This window comes from Bradyrhizobium sp. Pa8 (assembly GCF_052588265.1).
This window is the reverse complement of sequence record NZ_CP176767.1, coordinates 757,316-781,453: the sequence shown is the minus strand read 5'-3', so window position 1 is coordinate 781,453 and position 24,138 is coordinate 757,316. Positions and strand designations below refer to the sequence as shown.

At 53.6% G+C, this 24,138-nt stretch carries 18 protein-coding genes and 5 pseudogenes; 9 read left to right on the top strand and 14 right to left on the bottom strand.

Annotation, left to right across the window (positions count from 1 at the left end):
• Positions 1-125: 125 nt before the first annotated feature.
• Together ACKWRH_RS03685 and ACKWRH_RS03680 are read left to right on the top strand one after the other, a co-directional pair.
• Complete coding sequence (locus ACKWRH_RS03685; RefSeq protein ID WP_445219361.1) at positions 126-923, top strand: hypothetical protein; 798 nt, start codon at positions 126-128, stop codon at positions 921-923.
• An 832-nt stretch (positions 924-1,755) separates the two neighbouring features.
• The gene (locus tag ACKWRH_RS03680) at positions 1,756-2,058 is read left to right on the top strand and encodes an H-type lectin domain-containing protein (RefSeq protein WP_167358264.1); all 303 of its coding nucleotides are present in this window, start codon (positions 1,756-1,758) and stop codon (positions 2,056-2,058) included.
• Between the two features lie 880 nt (positions 2,059-2,938).
• Here the strand turns inward: ACKWRH_RS03680 and ACKWRH_RS03675 are convergent.
• Positions 2,939-3,100, bottom strand: coding sequence for a CopG family ribbon-helix-helix protein (locus tag ACKWRH_RS03675; protein WP_445219360.1), 162 nt, complete (start codon positions 3,098-3,100; stop codon positions 2,939-2,941).
• Between the two features lie 690 nt (positions 3,101-3,790).
• Here ACKWRH_RS03675 and ACKWRH_RS03670 point away from each other — a divergent pair.
• Positions 3,791-3,934 carry a hypothetical protein gene (locus ACKWRH_RS03670; RefSeq protein WP_445219359.1) on the top strand — a complete coding sequence of 48 codons (144 nt, stop codon included), beginning with the start codon at positions 3,791-3,793 and terminating at the stop codon, positions 3,932-3,934.
• Between the two features lie 714 nt (positions 3,935-4,648).
• On the opposite strand, the gene ACKWRH_RS03665 is transcribed toward ACKWRH_RS03670, so the two are convergent.
• Positions 4,649-4,801: a ribbon-helix-helix protein, CopG family gene (locus ACKWRH_RS03665; RefSeq protein ID WP_445219358.1), complete on the bottom strand. Its 153-nt coding sequence runs from the start codon at positions 4,799-4,801 to the stop codon at positions 4,649-4,651.
• 786 nt (positions 4,802-5,587) lie between these two features.
• Positions 5,588-6,460, bottom strand: a complete 873-nt coding sequence (locus ACKWRH_RS03660; RefSeq protein ID WP_445219357.1) for a hypothetical protein — start codon at positions 6,458-6,460, stop codon at positions 5,588-5,590.
• A 1,551-nt stretch (positions 6,461-8,011) separates the two neighbouring features.
• On the opposite strand from ACKWRH_RS03660, the gene ACKWRH_RS03655 reads away from it, so the two are divergent.
• Complete coding sequence (locus ACKWRH_RS03655) at positions 8,012-8,485, top strand: hypothetical protein (protein ID WP_445219356.1); 474 nt, start codon at positions 8,012-8,014, stop codon at positions 8,483-8,485.
• Positions 8,486-8,752: 267 nt separating this feature from the next.
• On the opposite strand, the gene ACKWRH_RS03650 is transcribed toward ACKWRH_RS03655, so the two are convergent.
• The 3 genes from ACKWRH_RS03650 to ACKWRH_RS03640 form a co-directional block, all read right to left on the bottom strand.
• The gene (locus tag ACKWRH_RS03650) at positions 8,753-9,025 is read right to left on the bottom strand and encodes a hypothetical protein (protein ID WP_445219355.1); all 273 of its coding nucleotides are present in this window, start codon (positions 9,023-9,025) and stop codon (positions 8,753-8,755) included.
• Positions 9,026-9,040: 15 nt separating this feature from the next.
• Positions 9,041-9,151 carry a ribbon-helix-helix protein, CopG family gene (locus tag ACKWRH_RS03645; RefSeq protein WP_445222616.1) on the bottom strand — a complete coding sequence of 37 codons (111 nt, stop codon included), beginning with the start codon at positions 9,149-9,151 and terminating at the stop codon, positions 9,041-9,043.
• A gap of 179 nt (positions 9,152-9,330) precedes the next feature.
• Complete coding sequence (locus ACKWRH_RS03640; RefSeq protein WP_445219354.1) at positions 9,331-10,167, bottom strand: type I restriction enzyme HsdR N-terminal domain-containing protein; 837 nt, start codon at positions 10,165-10,167, stop codon at positions 9,331-9,333.
• 155 nt (positions 10,168-10,322) lie between these two features.
• Between ACKWRH_RS03640 and ACKWRH_RS03635 the strand changes: the two are divergent.
• Positions 10,323-11,197 (top strand): annotated as a pseudogene (locus ACKWRH_RS03635) (IS630 family transposase); the annotation flags it as partial.
• On the opposite strand, the pseudogene ACKWRH_RS03630 reads toward ACKWRH_RS03635, so the two are convergent.
• From ACKWRH_RS03630 to ACKWRH_RS03600, 7 genes and pseudogenes are all read right to left on the bottom strand, one after another.
• Positions 11,189-11,347 (bottom strand): annotated as a pseudogene (locus tag ACKWRH_RS03630) (recombinase family protein); the annotation flags it as partial. The pseudogenes ACKWRH_RS03635 and ACKWRH_RS03630 overlap by 9 nt on opposite strands.
• 50 nt (positions 11,348-11,397) lie before the next feature.
• Complete coding sequence (locus ACKWRH_RS03625) at positions 11,398-11,562, bottom strand: hypothetical protein (protein ID WP_445219353.1); 165 nt, start codon at positions 11,560-11,562, stop codon at positions 11,398-11,400.
• 597 nt (positions 11,563-12,159) lie between these two features.
• Positions 12,160-12,708: pseudogene (locus ACKWRH_RS03620) on the bottom strand (transposase); the annotation flags it as partial.
• 67 nt (positions 12,709-12,775) lie between these two features.
• Positions 12,776-14,290: a group II intron reverse transcriptase/maturase gene (gene ltrA / locus ACKWRH_RS03615; RefSeq protein WP_445219352.1), complete on the bottom strand. Its 1,515-nt coding sequence runs from the start codon at positions 14,288-14,290 to the stop codon at positions 12,776-12,778.
• Between the two features lie 673 nt (positions 14,291-14,963).
• Positions 14,964-15,777: pseudogene (locus ACKWRH_RS03610) on the bottom strand (transposase); the annotation flags it as partial.
• A gap of 312 nt (positions 15,778-16,089) precedes the next feature.
• Positions 16,090-18,240: an AIPR family protein gene (locus ACKWRH_RS03605; protein ID WP_445219351.1), complete on the bottom strand. Its 2,151-nt coding sequence runs from the start codon at positions 18,238-18,240 to the stop codon at positions 16,090-16,092.
• Positions 18,241-18,725: 485 nt separating this feature from the next.
• Positions 18,726-19,010: a DUF3892 domain-containing protein gene (locus ACKWRH_RS03600; RefSeq protein WP_445219350.1), complete on the bottom strand. Its 285-nt coding sequence runs from the start codon at positions 19,008-19,010 to the stop codon at positions 18,726-18,728.
• Positions 19,011-20,147: 1,137 nt separating this feature from the next.
• Here ACKWRH_RS03600 and ACKWRH_RS03595 point away from each other — a divergent pair.
• The 4 genes from ACKWRH_RS03595 (at position 20,148) to ACKWRH_RS03580 (ending at position 23,755) form a co-directional block, all read left to right on the top strand.
• Positions 20,148-20,357 carry a hypothetical protein gene (locus ACKWRH_RS03595; RefSeq protein ID WP_445219349.1) on the top strand — a complete coding sequence of 70 codons (210 nt, stop codon included), beginning with the start codon at positions 20,148-20,150 and terminating at the stop codon, positions 20,355-20,357.
• A 66-nt stretch (positions 20,358-20,423) separates the two neighbouring features.
• The gene (locus ACKWRH_RS03590) at positions 20,424-21,704 is read left to right on the top strand and encodes a radical SAM protein (protein WP_445219348.1); all 1,281 of its coding nucleotides are present in this window, start codon (positions 20,424-20,426) and stop codon (positions 21,702-21,704) included.
• Between the two features lie 45 nt (positions 21,705-21,749).
• A complete protein-coding gene (locus ACKWRH_RS03585; protein ID WP_445219347.1) occupies positions 21,750-22,859 on the top strand; it encodes a hypothetical protein in 1,110 nt (369 codons plus the stop codon).
• Between the two features lie 485 nt (positions 22,860-23,344).
• Positions 23,345-23,755: a lysostaphin resistance A-like protein gene (locus ACKWRH_RS03580; protein WP_445219346.1), complete on the top strand. Its 411-nt coding sequence runs from the start codon at positions 23,345-23,347 to the stop codon at positions 23,753-23,755.
• Positions 23,756-24,007: 252 nt separating this feature from the next.
• Here the strand turns inward: ACKWRH_RS03580 and ACKWRH_RS03575 are convergent.
• Positions 24,008-24,112 (bottom strand): annotated as a pseudogene (locus tag ACKWRH_RS03575) (DUF3768 domain-containing protein); the annotation flags it as partial.
• Positions 24,113-24,138: the final 26 nt, after the last annotated feature.

Below are 24,138 nucleotides of genomic sequence, written 5' to 3'. Positions count from 1 at the left end.
CGGGGTCCGTCACTGGAGTCAATCTGCGGCTCGGCCAGGAAGGCAAATTACCCGTATCACTGCGCGCTGAGTACTAAGGAGGCCTATGGCCTCCTTTTTTATGGCAGTTGTTGTGGAGATTTTCATTGCCCATTTCTTCCTTTTCTTCTTGGGACGTCGTTCATCTCGACCTTAAACGGCGCGCGTCAGAACTAAGCGATCAGCGCAAACGACACTCTAGCGAAGAACGAGTAAACGCGTTTCAACTCGCTGCGACAGACGTCTTTGTCGAAAAAGCTCAAATACATCTCACTGAACGAGGGAAAAATTATTACCGGTCGGGTGTGACCTGTGGAGGTTTAGCAGCATTGGTTGCGGGCATCGCTATCGCAACGATTATACGTTCCGATCCTGCTATTCTTTTTCAATCGCTGAGTGCGTTAGAGCCTCCTCTGACAGACCATTTCTCCTTATACGTTGTCGTCTATTTCATCCGGACTGTAGTCGTCGGTGGTCTTACCGCCGGACTGATCTACTATTTCGCCGCTCTTTCTCGCGCGTTCTTTCATGAGGCAACTCTCTTGTTTGCGCGCAGGCATGCAATTCGGTTCGGTCGGATGTATGTCTATCTGAAGTACGGAACACCTATTGGTAAAAATACCTTGGTCGAGCTTTTGAAGCATCGCTCAAAGGATACTCAGTCAGAAAGCATTGCAGCTCCGTCAGAGGCAACTTTTGCCGCACTCATCGACGCGACGGGACTTCCGGAAAACGTTAGAATCGATGACCTCGAAAAGGCGTTTGGATGGAATTTGGAGGTGCGTACCGCCTTCAAGGATATCAAGCCAGACAAGATGTCGACGAGCCTATTCGCAAAGATGGTCGACACCGTCGGGGAGCTGGGTAGAGCGTTAGGAAAACCGAGTTCTGATCGAGAGAGGTAGCACCTTTAGTTTTCAAGGACGTGCTTACCGTGTGCGAGCATCGAAGGTCGCGCGTCGTCGCCGGCGTGTTCTCGTCAGGTAAGCACCTCAAAATATCCAATGCAGTTGTATAATTCTATTCCCAATCTCTACAGATCCATATGTGAACGGGGTGTGACTGTGCCAGCTTGGCAATTTTGCTGGGAGTCGTCGACGACGTTCGAACTTCACGGGGCACAATTGCCGAGCTGGCAAAAGAGATAGCGCAATACTCGAAGACCGAAGAGGGGCAACATACATTTGATTGCATCAGGGCTGTGCTGAATCGAGACGAGGAGGCGATGGAGAGGCTGGCCCCCCTTCGTCGGTATGCAAAGGTCGTACGAGGAGCTGGTAGAGCGCGACGAGTCGGCGGGTCATTTCAGCTGCCTCGGGCCGGATGATCCCTTCTCCGTACGCTTCTTTGTAGATCGCTCTGAACTCTTCGAGGCGCTCGGGTGAGGCTTCATGGCCTGTTGGAAGCATGTCCCGATCATACGGACGCTGTTTGCGAGTCGTAGACACGGGATCGTGCCTAATCAATTGGCAGAGTGCTTGGTCGGTCAAATTCCGACGTCATTAATCGACAATTCCACATCTTCGACAGAAGCGGTTCTATCGCGAGAAGGTATCCCAGTTGATGCTGGTTGTGAGCACAAGCGGCCGGAATGGTAGGAGGCTGGATCTACCGACGCTACCAGACTTAGTAGGTTATTTGTTCGCTCTCCTCACGTACAATAAAGAAAGACTCGAGTGGACAGCCGTCCTTGCGATGGGCGACTGTCCGCATCACCGATCCACGGAGGAAGTCATCATGGAGACCATCGCTGGCATCGCGACGCTTGGGAGCTCGGCCGCCGGAAGCCTCGTCCCGGAGGGCGGCACGAAGGGCACCTACAAGTACACCGTGACCTTCGGGACGCCGTTCCCGAAAGCCCCTGTCGTCGTCGCGACACCGCTGCAAGGCACCAACTACACGGGGAACATCGCCGACACGTTCGGGATCGCCGTCACGGCCGTCACGGAGAAAGGCTTCACCGTGAACGTCAACCGCCTCGATGCGCTCAACGGCGGGTGGGACCAGAACCTCCGCCTCCAGTACATCGCGTCCCTATAAGACCAAGGGCGCGTGGAGACGGTAGATCCGTTCGGATCTGCCGTTTTTGCTAAATATCAAGGACCGCTCGGTCCCGGATTTGCCATTCGCGCAACCGAGTTTATGGGAAATCTTCCAAAGACTTCAATTCAATACCTGCGCAATCGGCTCGCCACATGCGGCAAGCTCTTGATGAGAAGCGTTCCCTGGCTACCAGGGGCCGGAGAGCAGCCAGTCACTTATTTTATGCGAACCACTTTAGAACGGTTTGACGGCAGAGTAACATGGCCAACTCAAGTATTGAGGAGGTCTGCCATGAAGCTCCTTAATCGTCTCGTTCTTTGGGCAGGTTCAATTAGTTTCTGCGGCCTTGCAATCACGGGCCAATGTAATGCGCAGTACTATCAAATAACACCAAGGACCTTGGTCTATCCGTACTATCAGGGGGCCAACGCAATTTATCGACATTATCGGCCCTATGATATCGGCTCACCTACGTTCTTCCGACGTAACCTTCCTCCTCCAAGTTGGAGTTACTATTCGCGATCGAGTGGCGGAATTTTCGTAAGACCTAGAAACTGCTACGGCCCATACTGCTAACGGTGATTAGTTCCACCATCCACTTTTCTTTTCAATTGAAAATTCTCCAAGCAAAAATACGACCGTGATCCCAAGATAAAGGAGCCAACTGATCTGATCGCGTGTGAATATCGGATCCCTTGCCGCCGTCCAAAAGAACAGAAGCAGGGTCAACGCGTATGCTATGTGGAATGGATATCTACGGAGCAACTGCTGTTGTAGGTGCGGTCGATGTAAGCAAGAGATCCAGATGATGAGCAGTGCAAGTTGGACACACAGTGATGCGATCGCCATAGCTTAATTATGCTGTTTCGCAGGTATCTTAGCCAGCCGAACGTGTGAACGCGTCCGTTCTGAAGTACCGACGTAGCGCTTCGCGTATAAGCTCGGATCGAGTGCGGCGCTCCACCTTCCGCACTTGCTCGAGCTCTTCCAGCATCTCGGGTGGCAAAGAAACCGAGAATATTGACGTGGTGCGGGACATAAGTCGGAATCTAGCGGTCGCGCCTCTTTGAGGCACGGTGGGTGCTTTTGCCAAATCGGCAGAATAGGACTCAGCTGCGAGCTATTTTCGATTTTCGTGCTAGTGTGAACAAGTAACACTCTGCTGGGAGTCGTCGACGACGTTCGAACCTCACGTGGCACAATTGCCAAGCTGGCAAAAGAGATAGCGCAATACTCGAAGACCGACGAGGGGCAGCATACATTTGACTGCATCAGGGCTGTGTTGAATCAAGACGCGGAGGCGATGGAGAGGCTGGCTCCCCTTCGTCGGTATGCAAAGGTCGGCCGAGGAGTTGGTAGAGCGCGAGGAGACGGCGGGTCATTCCAGCTGCCTCGGGCCGCGTGATCTCTTCACCGTACGCTTCTTTGTAGATCGCCCTGAACTCTTCGAGGCGCTCGGGTGGGGCGTCATGACCTGCGGGAAGCATGCCCCGATCATACGGATGCTGCTTGCGGATCATAGATTCGTGATTTTTTCATGCGTTCGGTTGGTAATCAGAGAAGACGTATAACCCATCCTACATTCTTGACTAAGGGCACTCTTAGTATAGTGTGACCATAGTTTCTCCCTTCCTTGTGCTGATTCTCGCTGGCAGACGTTTGGCTGAGTGGCGCCTGACGCCTGCCCACGCAGGATATCGCAAACCATGAAGATAAGTGGGAGATGACGATGGATCAGTTCTTGCTCCTGGCTGCCGAGGTATGGACCGCGTTTGGCGTCCTCCTTCTGATAGCCATCGCCGGACAGTCGCTTGTTGCGCTCAGCGACTGGATCGAGAAGCGTCTTCGCAAATATCGTTACAGCAATCGCTAGTTTCGATAAATTCCCCGGTTATAACCGGGGAGTTTTCTTCAATGAGCTCCTTGAGGCGGGCTGCCATGGACCGTTTTATTCACAAGCACCGAGCAATCGTGCAGTGGGTCCCATTTGCCATACCCAGTCTTCTCGTTCTCTTTCTGAGCCTCTTCCGAGATGTCGGTAGAGATCATCCCTACGTGGCCTTCGTCCCTCTAGCAGTTCTCTTAATAATCGTATTCTATCTGCAAGCTAAAGTATCCCGGCTTGACCGTGAGAGCTCGTACGCGCAAAAGCTGGCAGTCTACGGATTTCGTTCAAGCCCAAAGATCGTCACAGGAGTCTTCTATGAGGAGAACGGGTCGGACAGACTGACTAATGTGCATAGATGCGATACGCGCGCTGCGGAGTTGATTAAATCGGAACTGGCCCGGGTCGGCTTCAGAGTGAGTCAAATTATTCCATCTTCTGACGACGACATCTCTCCCAGGGCATTTTCGTCGGAAGACGTAATCCTGATTTGCGGCCCCGTTGGGAATTCACTCAGCCGGGAGTTAGTTGGGGCTGCGCGAGCACTCATTGATCCGCACATACAGGCCCAAATTTCTGACCACTTGCGATCAAATGACTTCGTCTCAGCTCTTGTAAAGTGGAAGTTCGACAGGTGGGACAGAGGTGAGGTTGATTCCATTCTATTTTCTCCTCACCGAACTCGCTGAGACTTGCTTGCGATTATGAACCCATCCCTGCTCGAGTGAAATACAGACGCAACGATTCGCGTATCAACTCAGAGCGAGTCCGGCGCTCTCGCACTCTCACCTGCTCCAGCTCGGCGAGCATTTCGGGTGGCAAAGAAACCGAGAAGATTGACGTGGTACGTGACATGAGTCGAAATCTAGCGGCCACGCGTCTCTGATGCATGATGGGTGCTTTTGCCAAATCGGCAAAATATGACTCAGCTGCGAGCTATTTTCGTTTTTCGCACTAAGTATGAACAAGTAACACTCTGCTGGGAGTCGTCGACGACGTTCGAACCTCACGTGGCACAATTGCCAAGCTGGCAAGACAGATATCGCAATATTCGAAGACCGAAGAAGGTCAGCATACTTTTGATTGCATCAGGGCTGTGTTGAATCGAGACGAGGAGGCGATGGAGAGGCTCGCTCCCCTTCGACGATATGCAAAGGTCGGGCGAGGAGTTGGTAGAGCGCGAGGAGACGGCGGGTCATTTCAGCTGCCTCGGGCCGGGTGATCTCTTCTCCGTACGCTTCTTTGTAGATCGACCTGAACTCTTCGAGGCGCTCGGGTGAGGCTTCATGGCCTGTCGGAAGCATGCCCCGATCATACGGATGCTGTTTGCGAGTCATAGACCCGGGGTTTTGCCACAACGTCGCACCATGCAATCCTTGATGCGATTTCAATCCCGCCGATAACTAAGTCCATCCGGCACTACGGTTGCCATGCCTTCGGCTAGCGCGCCAGGACATTCTGAAGTCAGCGGTAGCCGCCGTGTCACCAGTACGCGCGTCTAGGGTGTTAAAGCAGGTTACATGAAATGTCCGGCAGCAAAAACTTCGCGCATTTCATTCTGAATTCACGAGACCGGATCTTAAATTCGAGAACCTCGTTGCGAACGATTGATCGTGTAGGCAACTTGTCAGCTAATAAAGCTTAGCGTTCAACGCTCAACCTATGCAGCGGAACGATTGATTCCGAATTGGGATCGTCGCCGTCGACTAGGCGATCGACTATGTGTAGGAGCTCATCAGGAGTGCACACGCGCGGAATGTCTTCATAGATCCAGAATTTCTTGTCCAGCGAGACAATCCATTCCGGAAAGGGACAACAAACAAGCGGAACGATGCCTCGGATTGAGCGAGGAATTCTCAAATTAGATTCGCGTCGGGCAATACTAGCAGCAAGATAATCGATGTCGGCGAGAGCTGGGCGTATCCGCTTGCGCCAACGTTCGTGCATCTCGTCAATGGTGCCGGAAAAGAGCAACTTACGCGATGCTCCACGAGCCTTTACCTCGATGGCTAACATAAGATCGTTAGCGAATATCCCGATGTCGAGATCCGGTTTTCTTCCATTGGTTAGCCTAAGCCTCTTTCGACCGCCGTCACCGTGCCATGCTAGCTGTACCGAACTTCGATAACTAGGATTCTCCGCAAATTCGTTTGATAGATGATCCACTAGTATCCGCTCAAAATCCTTGCCGCGTGCCTTAGCGGCCGTACCGCTCATCCAACCGAACTGACCGAGCCTCTCGGCTAAGATCACGTCCATGTTGGCCCAGTCGAGGAGCCAACTATTCTCATCGAGAGGCACAATGAACCGAGCGGGCGTTAGTAATCTGAGATTCAAGCTTTTGCGGCTGCTGTGGTCCCAAGTTAGTTCGGAAACAATCGCTGAGAGACGCGCGGCCTCGTCTTCTGTAGACTCGCATCCACCATATTTGCGGCGGAGATGCATGAAATGCGGCAACAAGCCATCTCTAACAATTCCGTCGACCTCAGTCCAGATCGAATAGCCAACCGTCATGATTGAGAACCAACGCTTAGGACAACTTTGCGCCGATATTCGTTGGCAGTGTGTGAAGGCACTGAGCGCGAGCAACATGTCTTTCACTGTATACGCCGGCCGCTTCGACGAGCGACGATATACTCGGTCCAAGTCATCTCCAAACCGAATTCGAGATAGGTGTTCGGCCAAGTTTAGCCATCCGAAAAGCCATGTAGGCCTCACGCCTTCCGTTCTCTGTGCGCGAAGCGCAAGATTTGGAACGAGGATCAGAACGACGGGAAGATCTATATCTTCCAACTGGAACGAAGGAAGATCTAGGTCCGCTGCCAACCAAGGATGAAAGAAACTGTATCCTCGACTTAGTTCAGGAAATAGAAAGCTGGCTTTTGTCGGAGCCCATGTGCCTGATAGACCTAGAGGCGTCCCGCCGATTACTCGTGCATCGTACAGCTGGCAAAGATCCAAAGTGCGCTGGTCGAGGGCAACGTCAAAAGGCCACTCATCGGAATAGTTCCAACGTAACTTCCCGCCTTTCTCCGCTCGCTTAAGGCAGTGTAGGGCGCCTTGATACGCACCGATCAAGATAAGAAGGCTACTGAACAATTCGAACACAGCTGGATCATCAAGCGGCAAGAGAGGGCGAATACTCGTTTCAGAGGATTGCCTCCAGTCAACCTCTAAGCAGTCTGAATACTTGAGCGCTGCGGCGATAGCACGACGGTGCTGCATCACCGTAATTCCGAGCTCTGTCAGGAATTCCTTCAACTGCGCAGTGTAATCAGGTATTGACGGTTGTCGACTCACCAATTCACAAAGAAATTCACGCCGAAGCCCATGTACCAAGAAGTACGACGAATATTCCCTCTTCAGCTCGGCTCGAAACTTTCGAATGAAGTACCTTAGAAGCTCTTTCAGAGCACTGACTAATTTGTTTCCTCCAGCACCGGTGCGCAACCTACCGAGATACTGGTCGATACCCTCCTGAACTATGATAGGGAGTCGACATCGATTATGAGGTCGCGATTGCTTGTGAAACCCTTCACGCATTTGTAGTCCCAATATTTTGGACTGCTACGTATTTCGACAGGGTATACTGAACTCTCTACGAGAGCAATCGGATGTGCCGTCTCTCGCGAACGATGCGCTTCTGTGATACCTTACCATAAGCAGTGTTCTCTACCATCTCGCCATAGCTCGCAGTAGTTCAATCCGCAGAGAGTGCTCTTCAAAAGGCGCTCGGAGTATGCTTTCGCGCGACTAAGGGGTGACTGCTGTTTACGCAAGCCCAAATCGATCGAAACACTGGTTGGTGAACAAGCGCGACTCAGTCATCACGCCACCCTTACGCGCGTTTGGGTAAAACTCGGGTTGCTGCCAATCCCCTCTCTTACGCAGAGCGTAAGGTCTCATCGCCACTCCCCGCAGGGCAACCTGCCTTGCCATTGCATTTGCTTGCGGACCTGCCCTTTTGCTGCTCTCGGTGGCCGGACAGTTGTTCACCGATCTGGACTGCTTCGAGCTATGGCGAGCATTTCGTCGCCCCCTAGCACAACCGGCTGGTAGTTCGACATGTCCATCCACAAGCTGAAGACTAGCGACGGTGCCAGCAAATCGGCTGGCCAGCTAGTCAACCTCGATACTGAGCCATTCGTTCCGGATCGCTGGGCTGTTATGAAGGGGGCGCACCAGAAAGGCGGCCTTTTTAATTGGGATCCCACGAAGGTTGGACTCTATTTGTCCAAGAAGCAGCAGAAAGGCAGATGCGCATCTGGCTATGCACTCTACAAAGAACTGGGGCAACGATCGCGGTTCAACGCTAATCTGCTCGATTACTTGCATCAGAATTCGCACTTGATACCTTGCAAGTGGAAGAACAAGTACATCTTTTTCTGGGGTACGCTCTACCACAACCACAACGGAGATCCGTGCGTTCGGTACCTTTACTGGTATCGTGAGGCTTGGCGTTGGGACTATGCACCACTTTATGTGCTGTGGCGTGACCATTGTCCCGCCGCCGTGCCAACTACTGTCGGCCGCGTATGACAGCTTCTACTCTCTTTGAACCGCGCATCTCCGGGTGCGCGGTCTTCTCTTTGTCAGAAACATATCGGTCAATTCAGTTGCCTCGAGCGTCTTGATCTCTTCCGCGTACACTTCTTTGTAGATCGCCCTGAACTCTTCGAGGCGCTCGGGCGACACTTCATGACCTGTTGGAAGCATGTCCCGATCATACCGATGCTGTTTGCGAGTCATAGACCCGGGATTATGCCTGAGGAGGAGTTGCCTCTCAATCTGACCGCGAAGCCGAGATTAGGCAGCCAGCTTGCTGCGGATCCCGAGATGCCTTTCGATCGTCGCGATGCGTTCGAGTGCATGGTCAATCTCTATGCGATAGCCTTCGATGTTCTCGACTTTTGCTCTCAAGACATCAAGGCTCCGATGAACGTCAGCTATTTCACTTCGAAGCTCTTGGAAATTCCGGCTTGTTTCGGCGCGAAACTCCTCAATTTCGATCTTTGTCGCCATGTGCGCGATGATAAAATCGAGACTTTCCTGAACACTGTTTGGTTTTGGAGTAGCCATACCTATCACCCTATCTTATACCCCTTCAATATCTGCGCAACTGAAGTACCGACGCAACGCTTCTCGAATCAACTCAGAGCGAGTCCGGCGCTCTCGCACTCTCACCTGCTCCAGCTCGGCGAGCATCTCGGGTGGCAAAGAAACCGAGAAGATTGACGTGGTGCGCGACATGAGTCGAAATCTAGTCCCCACGCCTCCCTGATGCACGATGGGTGTTTTTGCCAAATCGACAAAATATGACTCAGCTGCGAGCTATTTTCGTGTTTCGCAGATACTCCCCGCCCCCTGGGGCACCAAACATTCGCTCAAGGAGTGGCGACGGCTCGCGGGAGAGAGGCTGAAGCATCTTCAACGGGCGCTACGATTGGCGCTTCGTCCGCGGACTTTGACGCAGTCTTTTTCCGAGTGGCGGCTCGCTGCAACCGCTTGATGTTCTGAAGAGCCGCTTTCGCTTCGTCACTATCCACCAAGTCGCGTTTGATGACCTCTTCGCGCAGTAGCGACTTGAGATAGTCAACTTCCACCTTCACGCCGGAACTCATCCGACGGATCTCGCGGCGTAAAACCTCAAGAATGAAGTCGGTCTGCAAGACGGCTGCGACGGTGAACTTGTTCGTGACCTGCTTGTGCAACAAGAACTCAGCCATCGTGCTTTTTGAAAAGCCTTCGCGACTCAAGTTTCCGAAACACTCCAGAGCTTCCGGACTCTTGGCGCTTTCCTCGATCGCGTCTAGTTCGCAAACAAGGATTTTCTCAATCGGTTGACCGAAGTGAACCTTATAGATTCTCCAATGAGCACCGTTTGTGAGCACTACCCACTCGATTCCCTCGTTGGCGGCGTAATCGATGGCTTGCTTGACATGGGCATCCTTGAGATCGATCCCGATGGCCTTGACTTCGATAATGAACCGGATGTCGTCGTCAACCTTCACAGCAAGGTCAACATAAGTGCCGCGGATCGCATATTGACTGGTGACATGTAGATACTTGTCATAGCCGCAGATATCGGAAAGCATATCGTTAACGACAGTGACGGTATCTGCCTCGCTAACATCGCGCTTCAGCAGTCCCGACAATACGCTTTGGTACCGCTTGAGCTGAGTGGTGATCCGCGTAGCGACTTTAGTAGAGAACTTCGCCATGATTCGTCCCCCCGAAGATATGGCCGCAAGCATCATGCAACCTTTCGGCGAGCACAACCCCCCATTTAGTCAAAATGAAGCTTGCATATCGATTCGTCCGGACCCGCCGACAGGGAGGCGAACGATGAATGTACGGTACCGGGTCGAATTGAGCCAAGCTGACCGGCAAGGAGGAAGCCCCGCTGGTGACGACCGCATGCGCCAAACCGCCCACCGGCCGGAGGCCCTGGACACTGGCGCTGCTGACCGACGTGATGATCAAACTCACTGATCATGACGGCCTGTCAGGCGAGACCGTGCGCCGACGGCTGGCCGATAATGACCTCAAGCCGTTGCGCAGGGACATATGGTGCGTTCCATCATGTCGATGGCGAATACATCGCCCGCATGGAAGATGTGCTCGATCTCTACACTGAAGCGCCTGATCCCGAACGGCCACTGGCCTGCTTCGACGAAACCCCCGTCCAGCTCATCGGCGAGGTGCGCCAGCCGATCCCACCCGAGCCGGGAAAGCGCGAGTGTTACGATTACGAGTACCGCCGGAACGGCACCGTCGATCTCTTCGTCGCCTTCGATCCGCATCGGGCCTGGCGCAAGGTTAAAGTCACCGAACGGCGCACCGCCGTGGATTATGCCTCACTGCATGCGCGAACTCGTCGATGTCCATTACCCCAGGGCCGCCTGCATCCGTGTCGTGCAGGACAATCTGTCGATCCATGCCCCCGGCGCTCTCTACCATGCCTTTGTCCCCGCCAAGGCCAGCCGCATCCTGCGTCGCCTCTTAGTTCCACTACCCCCCGAAACACGCAGTTAACTCAACATGGTCGAGATCGAGATCGGCGTCCTCCAAGGGCAGTGTCTCGGCCGCCTGATGGCCGATCCAAAACGCCTTACAAACGAGATCGCAGCATGGGAGCGGCAGCGAAATAAAGCTCGCGCCCGTATCAACTGGATGTTCACAACAGACAAAGCTCGCGCCAAACTGGGGCGCGCCGATCCAGGCACGACCAAAGAGTCAAAATCACTGTGACGAGCTGCCGCGGCCAATCGTTGCAGCTGTTTCTCGCTCTTCAAACCATTCGACAATCGAAAGGTTATTGCGCTGCGCGAATGCAATGATCGCAGCTCTTTGTTCTTGCAGAGATGGGCCGTGTTCGCCTTGCTTGACTGTCGAGACGCGTACACATGCGAAGTACTATTTCATACATTGACGAATAATCTGAATGTAACTCAAGGATCGGAAGTTGGCGAATCGCGTCGTATCCCCTCAGCAAGAATTCGCTCTACTATTTTCCAAACGATATCCATGTACTCCTCAAACGTCTCAGCGGCTTCCAGCAGCTTGGTTTCTGTTGCATCCGGTATGGCACGCTGAATTTGTCTACGTGCGCTCATGGCGAGAGCGTACCTCCGCGGTCGATTGAAGCTCGGCGCGTAAATGGTCATGTGCCGGCAATATCGCGTGTCGATCAGGTCGGATCAGCAACGAGCTCATTGAACCTCTGAGGGTCTGTGTGATCTCCCCACATCCCTAAGTCCCCAGAGCCTGAACATCCCCGCAAATGGCTGAGCATCGCCTCATTCGTAGGGACATAGACAATCTCGGTCGCGCGCGGCTGCGAACTCGACTAACTAACTAGCCGTGAGCCGTACAACGTTTCCGCTCCGGGCGTCGCGGGCGCCCGCCAGGGAAGCCTACCAGTTTCGGTAGTAATTCCGAATAGGGATCAGTGGTATTCGTTGCAGATACGGATATCCGGGGCGGGAGGATTCCAAGCCTAAAGAATGCCGTCGGGCGCCTCAGGGCCGTCGAATATTCGCTGTGTTTGCGGTAGGGCAATCAACAAGGCTATCACGTATGCTCAGCGCCGAGCAAATAGCGGAAGCCAAGAAGCGAGTTCGCTATCAGGGACAAGAGTGTCCGTCGTCAGATAATTTGAGACTGATCAGGCTTTTCGAGAAGGGAGGCTCTGGCTCATCAGGGGTTAGAGTTTAAGCGGCCTGCAGACGATGCTGCAAGCGACGATTTGCAATGGTGTCGCGCTTGATGCGCTGACGTTCGGCCAGGATTGTCTCTGCTCTGCCGAAGTAGACATCGGCCGGTGTGAGATTGTCGATGCTCTCATGGTAGCGAACGTGATTGTAGTGCTCGACGAAGGCACTGATCTGTCGTTCGAGATCGCCGGGTAAGTAATAGTTGTCGAGCAGAATGCGGTTCTTCAGCGTCTGATGCCTGCGCTCGATCTTGCCCTGGGTCTGGGGATGATACGGAGCCCCGCGCACATGTTGCATGTCTTTGCCCTTGAGCCAGGTGGCCAGATCGTCCGCGACGTAACTCGATCCGTTGTCGCTCAGAAGCCTCGGCCGCTGCATGACGGTGATGTGGTCGAGGCCGGAAGCTGCGAGCGCCTGGTCGAGCGTCGCCGTGACGTCGGAGGCGCACATCGTCGGCCCCAATCTCCAGGCCACGATGTAGCGCGAGAAGTCGTCAAGGACGGTCGACAGATAGTACCAGCCCCAGCCGGTGATCTTGAGTGGAGTAAGAAGCGCGAGCGCGCTTCTCCTCCCCGAACCGTACGTGCACCTTTCAGCGCATACGGCTCTCTGTTCAAGCTTGGCCCATGGCCATAGCAACATCCTGATAGTGCGAGGTGACAGTGCTGCGGGCTTCTTTTCGGAAGATGTAGGGATTTTCCTCCGGATTGCGCCATCGGAACTGCGCCTTCGGACTTGAGACAAGCCGGTAAAGTGCTTTTCCGTGGGGCCCGCCGCGTTCATTTCGACCAAACACGAGCCAGGTTTTCGCCTTGCCCGGTTCCGGGGGTCGGTACCATTTCCGCATCAAAGGTTTGATGCGAGACCGGTATTTGTGCCCCAGCCAGTGCGCCATTTTCCAGAATACGACATGGTCGATGCGCCGGAATACGTGCGCGGTGAAGTCGGTGAACTTATAGAACGCTGCCCATCCCGCCAGTTGACGGTTCAGGCCAGCGATCATGTCGACCGTGCTGACACTATGATTGCCGGAAAGGGCTTCAGTGAGCCTGCGAACAAACCCCTTCGCCTTTTCCTTGGGTATCGTTGTGACGACGGACATGCGCCCGTGCGACCCTCGCTTGCGAATGATCCTGTGCCCCAGAAAGACGAAGCCGTCATTGACGTGAGTGATATGGGTTTTCTCCATATTCAGCGTCAACTTCAGCTTGCCTTCCAGAAAGGCGCGGCATTCTTCGCGGATTTCCTCTGCTTGAGCTTTGGTCCCTTTTACGATGACGACAAAGTCGTCAGCGTATCGGCAATAAGCAACCGCCGGCTTCCATTGCCGGTTCTCTCGAACCGTGATCGGGCGGCCAAGCTTGATGCCGAAGTTCCATGCCCAGCGGTCCTTGCGAGCCTTGTCGCTCAGGTATTTCGCTTCCAGCCACGCATCAAACTCGTGGAGCATGATGTTGGACAAGAGCGGTGACAGCACGCCACCTTGCGGAACACCCTCGCTGGAGGCTGTAAACAGGTCACGGTCAATGTGACCTGCCTTCAGGAACCGCCAGAGAAGATCAACAAACCGCCCGTCCTGCACTCGTCGCCGCACACATCTGATAAGCAGCCGGTGATGGACCGTGTCGAAGTAGCTTGCCAGATCACCTTCGATGATCCAGCGGCCCCTCGTCATGTCGGCTCCATCCTGGAGCTGTATCTTCACGGTGCGGACGGCATGGTGCACGCTCCGTTCAGGCCGGAAGCCATAGGATAGGCGATGGAAGTCGCTTTCCCAGATTGGCTCCATGGCCATGAGCATGGCTCGTTGGACGATGCGATCCGTCAGAGTCGGAATGCCCAGTGGGCGTAGCTTGCCGTTGGTTTTCGGGATATAGATTCGCTTCACCGGCTGGGGGCGATAACTCTCCTCCAGCAGGCTTTTCCGCAGGTCATCCAGATGCTGATCCAATCTGACCTGCAGTCGTTGCTTATCTATTCCGTCGATGCCCGGTGTTCGTGCGCCACTTGACGCCAGAACAATCCGAGCGGCCTCGGCAAGCCATTCCCGGTTGGCAATCAGCCGAAGGAGGCGATCGAACCTTCGGTTCGGATCGCTCCCGGCCCATGTCGCGAGCTTGTGCTGCATTTCACTGATTATCAAAGGTCTTCACCTCATTGGGTCAGGTAGTTTGCACTCCAAGCAGTTTGAACTGTTCCCCTTCGCCATGTGGCAGGCTTTCCCTGCCGCGGACTACTACGGAAACTCCGCCAGCATGGTGGACGTCAGGGTCAACTCCCTTGCGACACAAAGCATCGTGGGTATTCCATCATGCCTTCCCTCGTTCATATGCTGGACGTCATCGTATTGGTGAGGCTGCCGGTCGCAGTCTTTTCCCTTGCTTTCCGCAAGTCGATGCCGATGCCATGGTCTGGCTGCGTTCTCCCCATGACCCCTCGCGAGCGTCCTTACATCTGGGCTCGCGTTCGGATGCCGGCCGTCATATCTGTCCGGCGACATCATCAGCATTCCACCTGTTAAGCCGTGTAGGCGGAGGCGACATTTCAGCCCTCAGATGCGGGTGAACCGGTTCGTGTTCCTCAACCTTCCAATACTTCAGCCTCGGGGACCATCTCGGCTTAACGGCTTCGCCTCAATCCCCTTTACCTGCGGGCTACGTCACCCTGCCAGTTGACGACAGGTCACCGCCGCTTGGGCTCGTGTCCCCTCACAGCAGGGGACAAGTCATTTTTTTTTCTTCCTCCTTTCGCTTTTGCATTCCAGTCATACGCGCTTCCCCAAATGTGGGGCGAGGCGCACGGTAGGTGAAGTCGGTCTGCCAGAGCTGATTGATGGCCGTGGTCTTGTCCTTGAACTCGTCCGCGGCCTTGATCACCACATAGGCCGGGCTGGTGACCAGGTCATGCGCCTTCAGCAGCCGGTAGACTGATGCTTCCGAGACGAAGTACTTCCGCTCGTCGGTGAACCGCACAGCCAATTCGCGCGGCGACAGCTCCGGCAGTTCCAGCGCCAGGTCGACGATCTGGCCGCGAACGTCGTCGGGAATGCGGTTCCAGACCCGATCCGGCCGCGATCGATGATCGGCCAGCGCCTCAACACCGCCGTCCCGATAACGATCGTACCAGCGATAGAACGTGGCTGGTGGGATACCGAGCTTCTCCAGCGTGCGCCTGGCCGGCAAGTGCGACTGCTCGACCAGCTTGATAATCTCGGCCTTCTCGGAGGCGGGATACCTCACCTCATGCCTCGTCCTCCCCATCCCCGTTCATGCTTTTTTTCAGCAGGCGGTTCTCCAGGGTCAGATCGGCCACGACCTCCTTCAGCGCTGCGGCCTCACGGCGCAGATCCTTGACCTCGCCGGAGGTCGCAGCACGGGCCGTGTCGCCAGCCAGGCGACGCTTGCCGGCTTCCAGGAATTCCTTGGACCAACCGTAATACATCGAGGCGGCGATGCCTTCGCGGCGGCAGAGCTCGGAGATGTTCTCCTCGCCCCGCAGCCCCTCCAGCACAATACGGATCTTCTCTTCCGCAGAGTAATGCCGACGGGTCTGGCGCCGGATGTCCTTCAACACTTGTTCAGCCGCCGGCTTACGCGGCCCGGATTTCTGCTTCATCTTCGCTCCTGGTGGCTACGATGAACCAGAAATCCTCCCTCCGCAAAACCATTCAATTTGTCTCACAGGCCCTGACGGCGAACAGGCCCGGATCTTAAGAACAGAAAATGCCACTGAGAGTACGGCGACATGCCTTCTCGGAAATGTCGGCACGATTATCGCCATCCGTTTTGGCCGCACAGTATGATCGACGGAGTGCCTTCGAGAGCCTTCGCCAGCACACACCGCTCCCATGAGTGTGCCCGGTCACGCGGGCGGCTAAAAACGTGGGCTCTGCCGACTACACGCGTGGGCGATTGAGCGCCTCGTGTTCTACAGCACTGACGCTATCTGGTTAAAAACGCCCTTCTTCTCGTTGAAGCCGTCTGCCCAATCTCTTACCCATTCAGCACGCTTGAACCGCTTGTCCAGTTCAAGAAGCTCTTCGAGCAACTGCCGCCGGGTTTGTGCCGAGTAGATGTACTTATTTTTCACGGGCGCGTCGTTGTAGCCACGCAACCAGCTTGTGTTCTCGTACAGCGCGCCCACACAATGCTCAAAAGCAGCAAATAGGATCGGCACAACATCGTTGCTCTTGAAGTTTCTCTGCTTGTAGGCCAGAACCAACGGGTCATAGTCGAGGTTTTCGAAAATGGCCTGCAGACTCGGCGTCTTTCGCAAGTTTGCAATTCTCTCGTGAACCCGATCACCTAAGGAACGGAAGAGTGCAAATCCGACAAACTCAACAAAGAGCGTCAGCATTCCCCTGAGCATCTTGCCCTTTTGGTAGCCTGGATCGGCATCGAGCTCTCTGTCCTGTTCATCACGGCTTCGCCTACCAAGATCGAGATTCGCAATTGCCCGTTCGCGATTTTCTTTCCGTGTGGGCGCGAGGTGATCAGCCACCTCGCGAAGGAGAGTTGCCAAAACAAGCGCAGCGGGATCGGGCGACTTCTCTTTGGCCTCGGTATATACCTGAGTCTCTCGAGTGAGCTTGAAGTCATAGTCGAACCCATGTTTGGCTGTTCGCCTAAGAAAACTCAACGAATAAAGATGATCCTCGGCAAAGATAGATCGTTTGTCATTGATTGCTTCGGTTGAGAAGCCGATAAACGCGAGCCAGTTCTGGGCAATGTCCGCGTTGTCGACCTTCTTATATCCGCTCGCTTTCGTCTTGAACAACTCCGGCTTCCTACCGCCTAGAGATTTCCAACCTCGCGCGTCACTGGCGAATGCGCTCCATGCGCCTTCCTTCCGTTCATAGAACCAACCTAATTCAGCAAAAAGTGTCTCAAACGCGCGCTGTTCCGGATCATTAGACTTGAGGTTTCTGGGCTTCATTGGATTCTGATTATTCGTCGCTTTAATCAGATCCTCAATGTGTCGAACGGAGTCAGGTTGGTGGAGGCGACACAGAACCAAGCAGCTCTCTTGAAAATCGATCTGATCTTCGTGCTTTAGCTTCTTGAACGCATCGTGCATAGACTTGACGGTCTGCAATCCGTTCACGACGCCGGGCTTGCGCAGTTCAAACGCCGTCGGCTGATCCTTTGATCCGCGCGGCGAATAGCCGTCGCAGATTACCGTTATGCCATTGTTGAGGTGCCTGAAGTCTTTTCGTCCTGCGCGTGTTGCCACTGTATCTTTGATGGCCTTATTCACCTTTGATGCCTTAATTTCAGATCGAACGTTTGGTTCGAAAATTTGATAGCCAAGCATGTCGAACGCCTCGACAAAATCGTAAGCCTTGGCATAAAAGATAGCAGTCTTGGAATCTTTGATCACGTCGCCGACTGCGTGAAGGACGATTCGATCCTTCTTGACGCCTGTTCTATCTTTCCAGTCGTCGTTGCGCTGACTCCAAATTTCCTCGAGCAGATCATCAATGAAGATCGGTATGACCGATATTAGGACATCGACCCCCGCATATCGAATCCTAGTCTCGGCTAACATATCGAATTCAGTGCGTGCTTGCGGGGTGAACTTTTCACCCAACGCGAGAAGCATGACCGAAACGGGAAACGGTGGCGCCGCTCGATCGTCCTTCTCCGCAATCTTCTTCAATGATTGGCGGGATATCTCATTCTTGAGCGCATTCAAGGCGCGCGAAACCTGCTTGTTAGAGTCGGGCGGGATGTTGTCGAGATTACCAAGAACCTCCTTGATCTGCCGAACATCATCGAGGTAGTTCGGTCCAATTTGCAGGCCGAGGTCAATGCCATTTGTATAGCTAACCGATTTGGACTGAAATATCGTGCAGTTATCGGTCGAAATATCGAGGAAATCGAACCCGTAGTCTTTCGGGCCATCGGTGACGAAGCCATTTTCGATATCGTAGCCAAGAATGCGAACTCCCACAGATAGGAACGCAGCCTCTGGGCTTAGTTGCTCTTCGTCTTGTTCGCGCTGAAGCTGCCGTTCGAGTACCTTCACGAAATTTGCGCGCTGTGATTTTGGTACTTTTTTCTCAGTAAATGCGTCCATCGATCGAGCCCCCTTGCAAACAACCACAGATTACCCGAGTCTGTTCGGATTGCCAGAGGTGGGCTATGGTCGGGGCGGGCTAAATTGTGGAGCAAGGCCCTGCTGAGGTGCCGCAACGACTTCGAATCGATTGCCGAATCAGCGTGATTGGTTGCTTTGTTTCATTGAGGAGTCGCGCTAAACCGTCTCATGGAACGCGATTCTGAAGGGTCGCGTCCAAAGGATTGCCAAAGCCCGCATGCGACAAACCCGGCTCGGCGCCGGCCCGAGGCAGTAACCGCTGCCGGATGAAAGTTAAGCGGCAACGTCAGCGCAGCTCAAATTCCGAGTACGTCGGTACCCTCGCTATTAAATCAGGCGATGCGCTAAAGGTGCGGGCTGAGTCCACCTAGCAGATCGAGGTGAGAGTGGGCGGAAAAGATGACGCCATCGATTAGATTGCCGAAGTGATTTGATCGGCTCGCGCGCCGCCCCCTGGAATTATTCTATGGGCATTCGGGGAGCGAAAGAAGATTATCGGGCTGAACACCATCGGCGGTAGTCTTGATGTATTTGTGACCGTTGTGTTTGGCCACAATCACTTCAACCGTGCGAGCCGCCTCACTCACGAAGAATTCCCATTCGCTATTTTCGATTTCTCTAATTGTCTGGTCGACAGTTTGCTTCCACCGACTTCCGTCGGAGTTTGCTCCGCCAACATTCCGAATCCTTTCGTGAGGATTCATTCTGTCCGTCTTGTTGATACAGCGAATACGTACGCGTTTGGCCATTCTGGCCCTCCCATACGATGTTTCCACGAGACCTGCGGTTGTGCGCCGAGGGCTAGTTGTCAGCTTGAAACCGCGCAGGTTCACAACCGAGAAAGAAGACGGCATTGGCTTAGCCCGACGCCGGACGGTCAGGCGTCCGGGCCTCAAAATAAAGTCTCGGAAGTCATTGTGTTTCGCAGCGTTCCTTCTGGTAAGTTGTAAAATTTGCGACGAACGCGTCGAGGCCGCTTGTTTGCGAGCGGAGTTGAGGTGACAATCTTAGACGTCGGCATTGGATTAGTTAGCCGCCCAATCCTGGTAGGTGCCTGCGGGATTTCCCGACTATACAATTCGAGGGCTTTCCGGTGGACCAGATTGGACAGATGTCAGCTCCGCTATCTCCCGAAAGGGAGATTTAGTCTCCTACGGGTCGTCGAGAAGTTAGTTGCTGACACCCATTTGAGCTACTACCAAAACCAGGAGGCATTTATTCGCCCTACCGGCTAATGCCAAGGGTTTCACAACGGTTGATCAGCAACTTAGTGCGGTTCGTCACATTGGAGCCAGAACGGAGGCGATTGCTGGTATCGAAAGCCATCGCCTGCACGGTAGAGTATGCTTCCTACAGACAATAAGAACGAGCCGATCTGTGTCTCGAAAGCGACCTCAGCAAAAGTGTTCACGTCGATAACAAACATGGTCGCGCTGTTGGGCTTCGATGAGCACTAAGAGTTGCTTTTGCAAGTTAAGCCGACCATTCTAAGCGACACCGAACAGCCGGAGCCCTGATGGGCGGTAAAAAAAGCCGTGAACGACTGGGGCAGCTCAACCGTAGTAGTAAGGCAAATCGTACAAATGCCGCGCATGGCCGGAATTTACGATTCTTGGAGTGTTATACGTGCACAAATGATAGGAAGTTGCTGACGGGCGGACCGCCCTGCACTCAGAAGACGAACATAGGAGCTGGGAAAGCCTACCGGCTTTGGTAGTAACTTCGAGTCGGAATCAGTGGCAGTCTATCCAGCGTGGCGAAAGAATTCCGCCGGGCTCTTCTAGAGCCGTCGAATGCTTGTTGCTGTGTTTGCGGTATAGCAACCTAGGGCAAGCCATGGATACGAAGCTAAAGGTTACCTGTTTTTGAAAAAAAAGGAGGCTCCTATGCACGACATTAAACTTCGGAATCCTGTGCCAGAGAAAATCTCCGACGAGCTCGCTACCGGGGTGATACATGGCCTCATTGAGCAAGCAAAGGGCGGAGCGATTGAGGTGACCATGAACAATATTAAGGGTCGGCCATTCGAGGTGATCACTGACGCCAGTGGAAAACTCGCCTGGGGGGTTGGCGGTAGTAGCGGCGGCACGAGTTAGAGGTTTTAAGAGGCGACCGACTAGGCTCTCCTTTTGATGGCCGTGCATGCGTGACAGGAGCCAGCAATGGAGCTGGTGCAAAAGGTTATCGTAAGGCATGAAGACGATGGCTGTCTGCTATACAATGGCGGCAACGGTGCCTTGGTAAGAGTTGATCATGCAACTTACCGTCGTTTTTTTATCGCCAAGAGCGACAAGGGCGAAGGCTATGAGGAATTACGTTCGTGGCTACTCTGTCACGGATTTCTAAGCACCGCTCCTCCCAGTTCTCCCTCGCCAAATCCGGTCCTCGAACGAGCGGCCGGGCTCGGTGGCTTCTTTCGTCTCAGAAGCCAGCGCAGTCCGATGAATATACTGTGGGCAGTAACCCCTGCCTGTAATCTTCGTTGCCTCTATTGCTTCCCAGATGCTCAAGCACATGCCAAGAAATTCCAACAGCCTACGCTCGAACAGCTGCTGGGAGTGGCCAAGGACCTCATTGAGGCAAAAGTCCTGAGAGTGAGTCTCTCTGGCGGCGAATGCCTCCTCCTCAAGAACATATGGGAACTCGCCGACCGTCTCTGCCGCGCTGGCATCAGCGTCGTGATGTTGAGCAACGGGGGGCCGGTTACGAAGCGAGTAGCTGAGCGAGCGAAGTCGCTCGGCATAGCTTTTGGGATTAGCCTGGACGGCCCAGATGAATCAATCAATTCGCTCAGTCGGGGCCCGGGCGCATACGATCACTCGGTTCGAGCTCTGCGTAACCTGGTTCAATCGGACGTTCCCGTTGCGGCTATAACAACTATAACAAGATATAACTTCGAGCATATCGACAGGCTCGTGCAGCAGTTGGAAGACCTTGGGGTAGAATCGATCACTTTCCAGGACCTGCGACCTTTCGGCACTCCTGAAATTTATGATCGTACACGATTGACCATTGACCAAGAGCGGAGACTCGAGGCGCTGTTTAGTCGTCTGAATGCAGTACACCCTCGAGTATACCTGCAGACATCCGAGCTATTCTTCTGCTCCGCCAAAAAGACTAATGATCGCGTTATGCAGTGTGCAGCCGGTGATCATTTTGCGTATATTGACTTCAATGGAGACGTATATCCCTGCACCGCACTTCCCTCCTTCAAGCTCGGTAACCTCTTCCAAGGACATCGTCTGACGGATCTCTGGCAGACATCGGAAAACATTCTGAAGCTTCGCGCGCTCAAACGGCTTCCCTTAAGCGCCCTTCCTGGTTGCGCCAGCTGCGTTGAGGAGGAATGCTGCGACGGCGGATGTCGCGGTGATGCACTTTTCTATCGCGGGAGTCTATATGCCCGCCCGTCACGGTGCCTTAAAGAACTTGGTCTTCGTTGAAGTCGGTGATAGCTGCGGTTTCATCTAGAGAAACGATACAAGACGATGACACATCGCGCTGATTGTTTCATTTTCCGCCTCACTACCATCTGTGACAAAAAATGCATGCTTTGTTGCAACAATTACGATGAAATAAAAAAATACGAAAGCGCCTCCTTCAATCTCCTGATACGAAAATTGGCTGATGTGTGTGAGTACATCTCGCAGCATGATCAGAGAAACAGAGCTCCCAGCTTTATCCTGACGGGCGGAGAGGCTCTTCTCTACAAGTCGCGGGCCGATAACGGTTATGTGAATTTGAAGCATGTTGTCGCCGCCATAACAAGTATCATCCCGGGAGCAAAGGTAATCGTAAAAACAGGCGGATTCCGCAACGACAATCGATTTCAGCGAACCCTATTTGATTCCATCAGTCGGACATTCTCGTTTCCAACGCTGGAGTGGCGTTTTGGCTGGAATTTATACCAAGATGAGGAGCTGCGATCGCTAGATCGACTCGTCTGCACTGCTACTCGTATGCTCAATCATCAGCACTCCGTGGTTATTGACACCATATATGATAAAACAAATCTTGGAGATACCTGTGCGGTTCTAGAAGAGGGACTGCGACGTATTGGTGTGGACGTGAGCCCCGATATGATATCGCAATTTGTACTTAAGGATCCGAACACGCACCGTAGGCTAGCGATAAAAATAGCGGGCTATACATTTGTTCTCGATCTCGGCCCTTCGTACGCGCCCAATAAGGCAGCGACTGTCCACGAATATTATTCCGAGCCTTCTTCGGAGTGTGAGGCCATACACAACGGGGTCTCTTGTCTTTACTACGATATGGGCATGAGGCTCCTGCATTGTAATGATTCATTTGTGGATGCTCTAGTCCCGCCTAGGCCGTGCGGTAGTCATTCAATTTCAGAAGAATTAGCGTTTCTAAATGGGCGGTTTGAACAGTTTAGGCGATTCTTAGCTCTCACCGGAACGAAATTCGAGAGCCGAAAAGAAAGGTGCTTTTTCTGCACCAAATTTGTCATGAGTGATGCTACGGACAAGATGTTCTGGATAGAGAAGCCCCACGAAGCAGCTACGAAGCGAGCACCAGCTGCTGCAGCGCGGTTAGGGGCCGTCAATTTAAAGGAACAACAAGGCCCGCGTTGATAGTCCTAAGCCGAGTTGTGCCATAACGGCCAGCCGAGATTGCGGGTCACCGATTGTTCTACCGGCTGACCTGACCTCATTCACAATGATCACGACCGGCAGGATGAAATCTCAGAGAATGCCCCATTCTGCGTGAGCAAGTCGAGCCAGCCATGATATGGCACGTATGCAGCGTTGTCGCCCCTGTCTTGATGAGTCTCGGTTTCATTGCCGTCACGGAGCTATTTACTAGAAGGAAGCATCCCGATCTTCGATTAGCGATAATGCCTCTCGCCGGCCTTCTTGGCGCAGCGGTAATTCATCGGTTCGTTTTTTGTTTGAATGCACTGAGTAATATCTCGCCTCCAAGAATTGGATCGCCGCCTTCGCTACTCACTGGGATTCTCGTTGGTGTCTCAACTAGCGTGCTCGCCGCTCTGCTCTTTTTCTTAGTATACCGGCCAAGAATTGGTAGAGCTTGGCCATTCGCAAGACTCCCTCGCCTTATGGCGATCAACATTTTCGCCGCGGCGATCGAGGAGGTAGGTTTCCGCGGCGGTCTCGTACATAGTCTCGAGCGGCTGTTCAGCTCTGCAATCGCTTTAGCTTGTGGCGGGATTGTCTTTGGCTTAGCACATTTCTTTAACCGCTTTTTTCGCCAGCCATTCATTCCGATGCACGTCGTCGCCGCTACGTTTGCGGGGTTTATGTTCTCTGCGCTTTATCTGCAGTTTGATTTACTGTGTGCAATTGGTGCTCATTGGGGCTGGAACTCGCTCTGTAGGGGTTGGACTGAATTTTTTGACTTGGATCCACACAATGGTGTGCAGGCATTTGAGGGAGCTTGGACGACCTCAATTTTGATGCTAACAATTGCAGCGTTTCTCACCACGTTTCCACAGCCCCTAGTCAGCTAAGGCGCAATTCTGAGCTACTTGCTATGGCTGCGGTGCGCAGAACGATGGAAGAATGGTAGTTAAGCGATTGCTGAGAGATGTTGTGACGCCATGGTCTATTGTAAGCGGCAAAGAGACCTCTGTGGAGCAAGGCCCTGATCTGAGGCCGATCAAGCTCTTTGAGAAGGGAGGCTCTGACTCGTCAGAAGTTAGAGTTTTAGAGCAAAGAAATGCCCCGCCGACCGCGGGGCAACAAGGGAGCAATCCCATTACTCAACACTCTTGGGCGAGCATGAGTGTGAGAACGCGTGTCGTCTTCTCCGGGTCGGCTGGGTCTTCCGACCCAGACTGACAAAGCGCGTCGTAGTAGTCGATTTTCCAAAAGAACTCGAGATAAGACGACC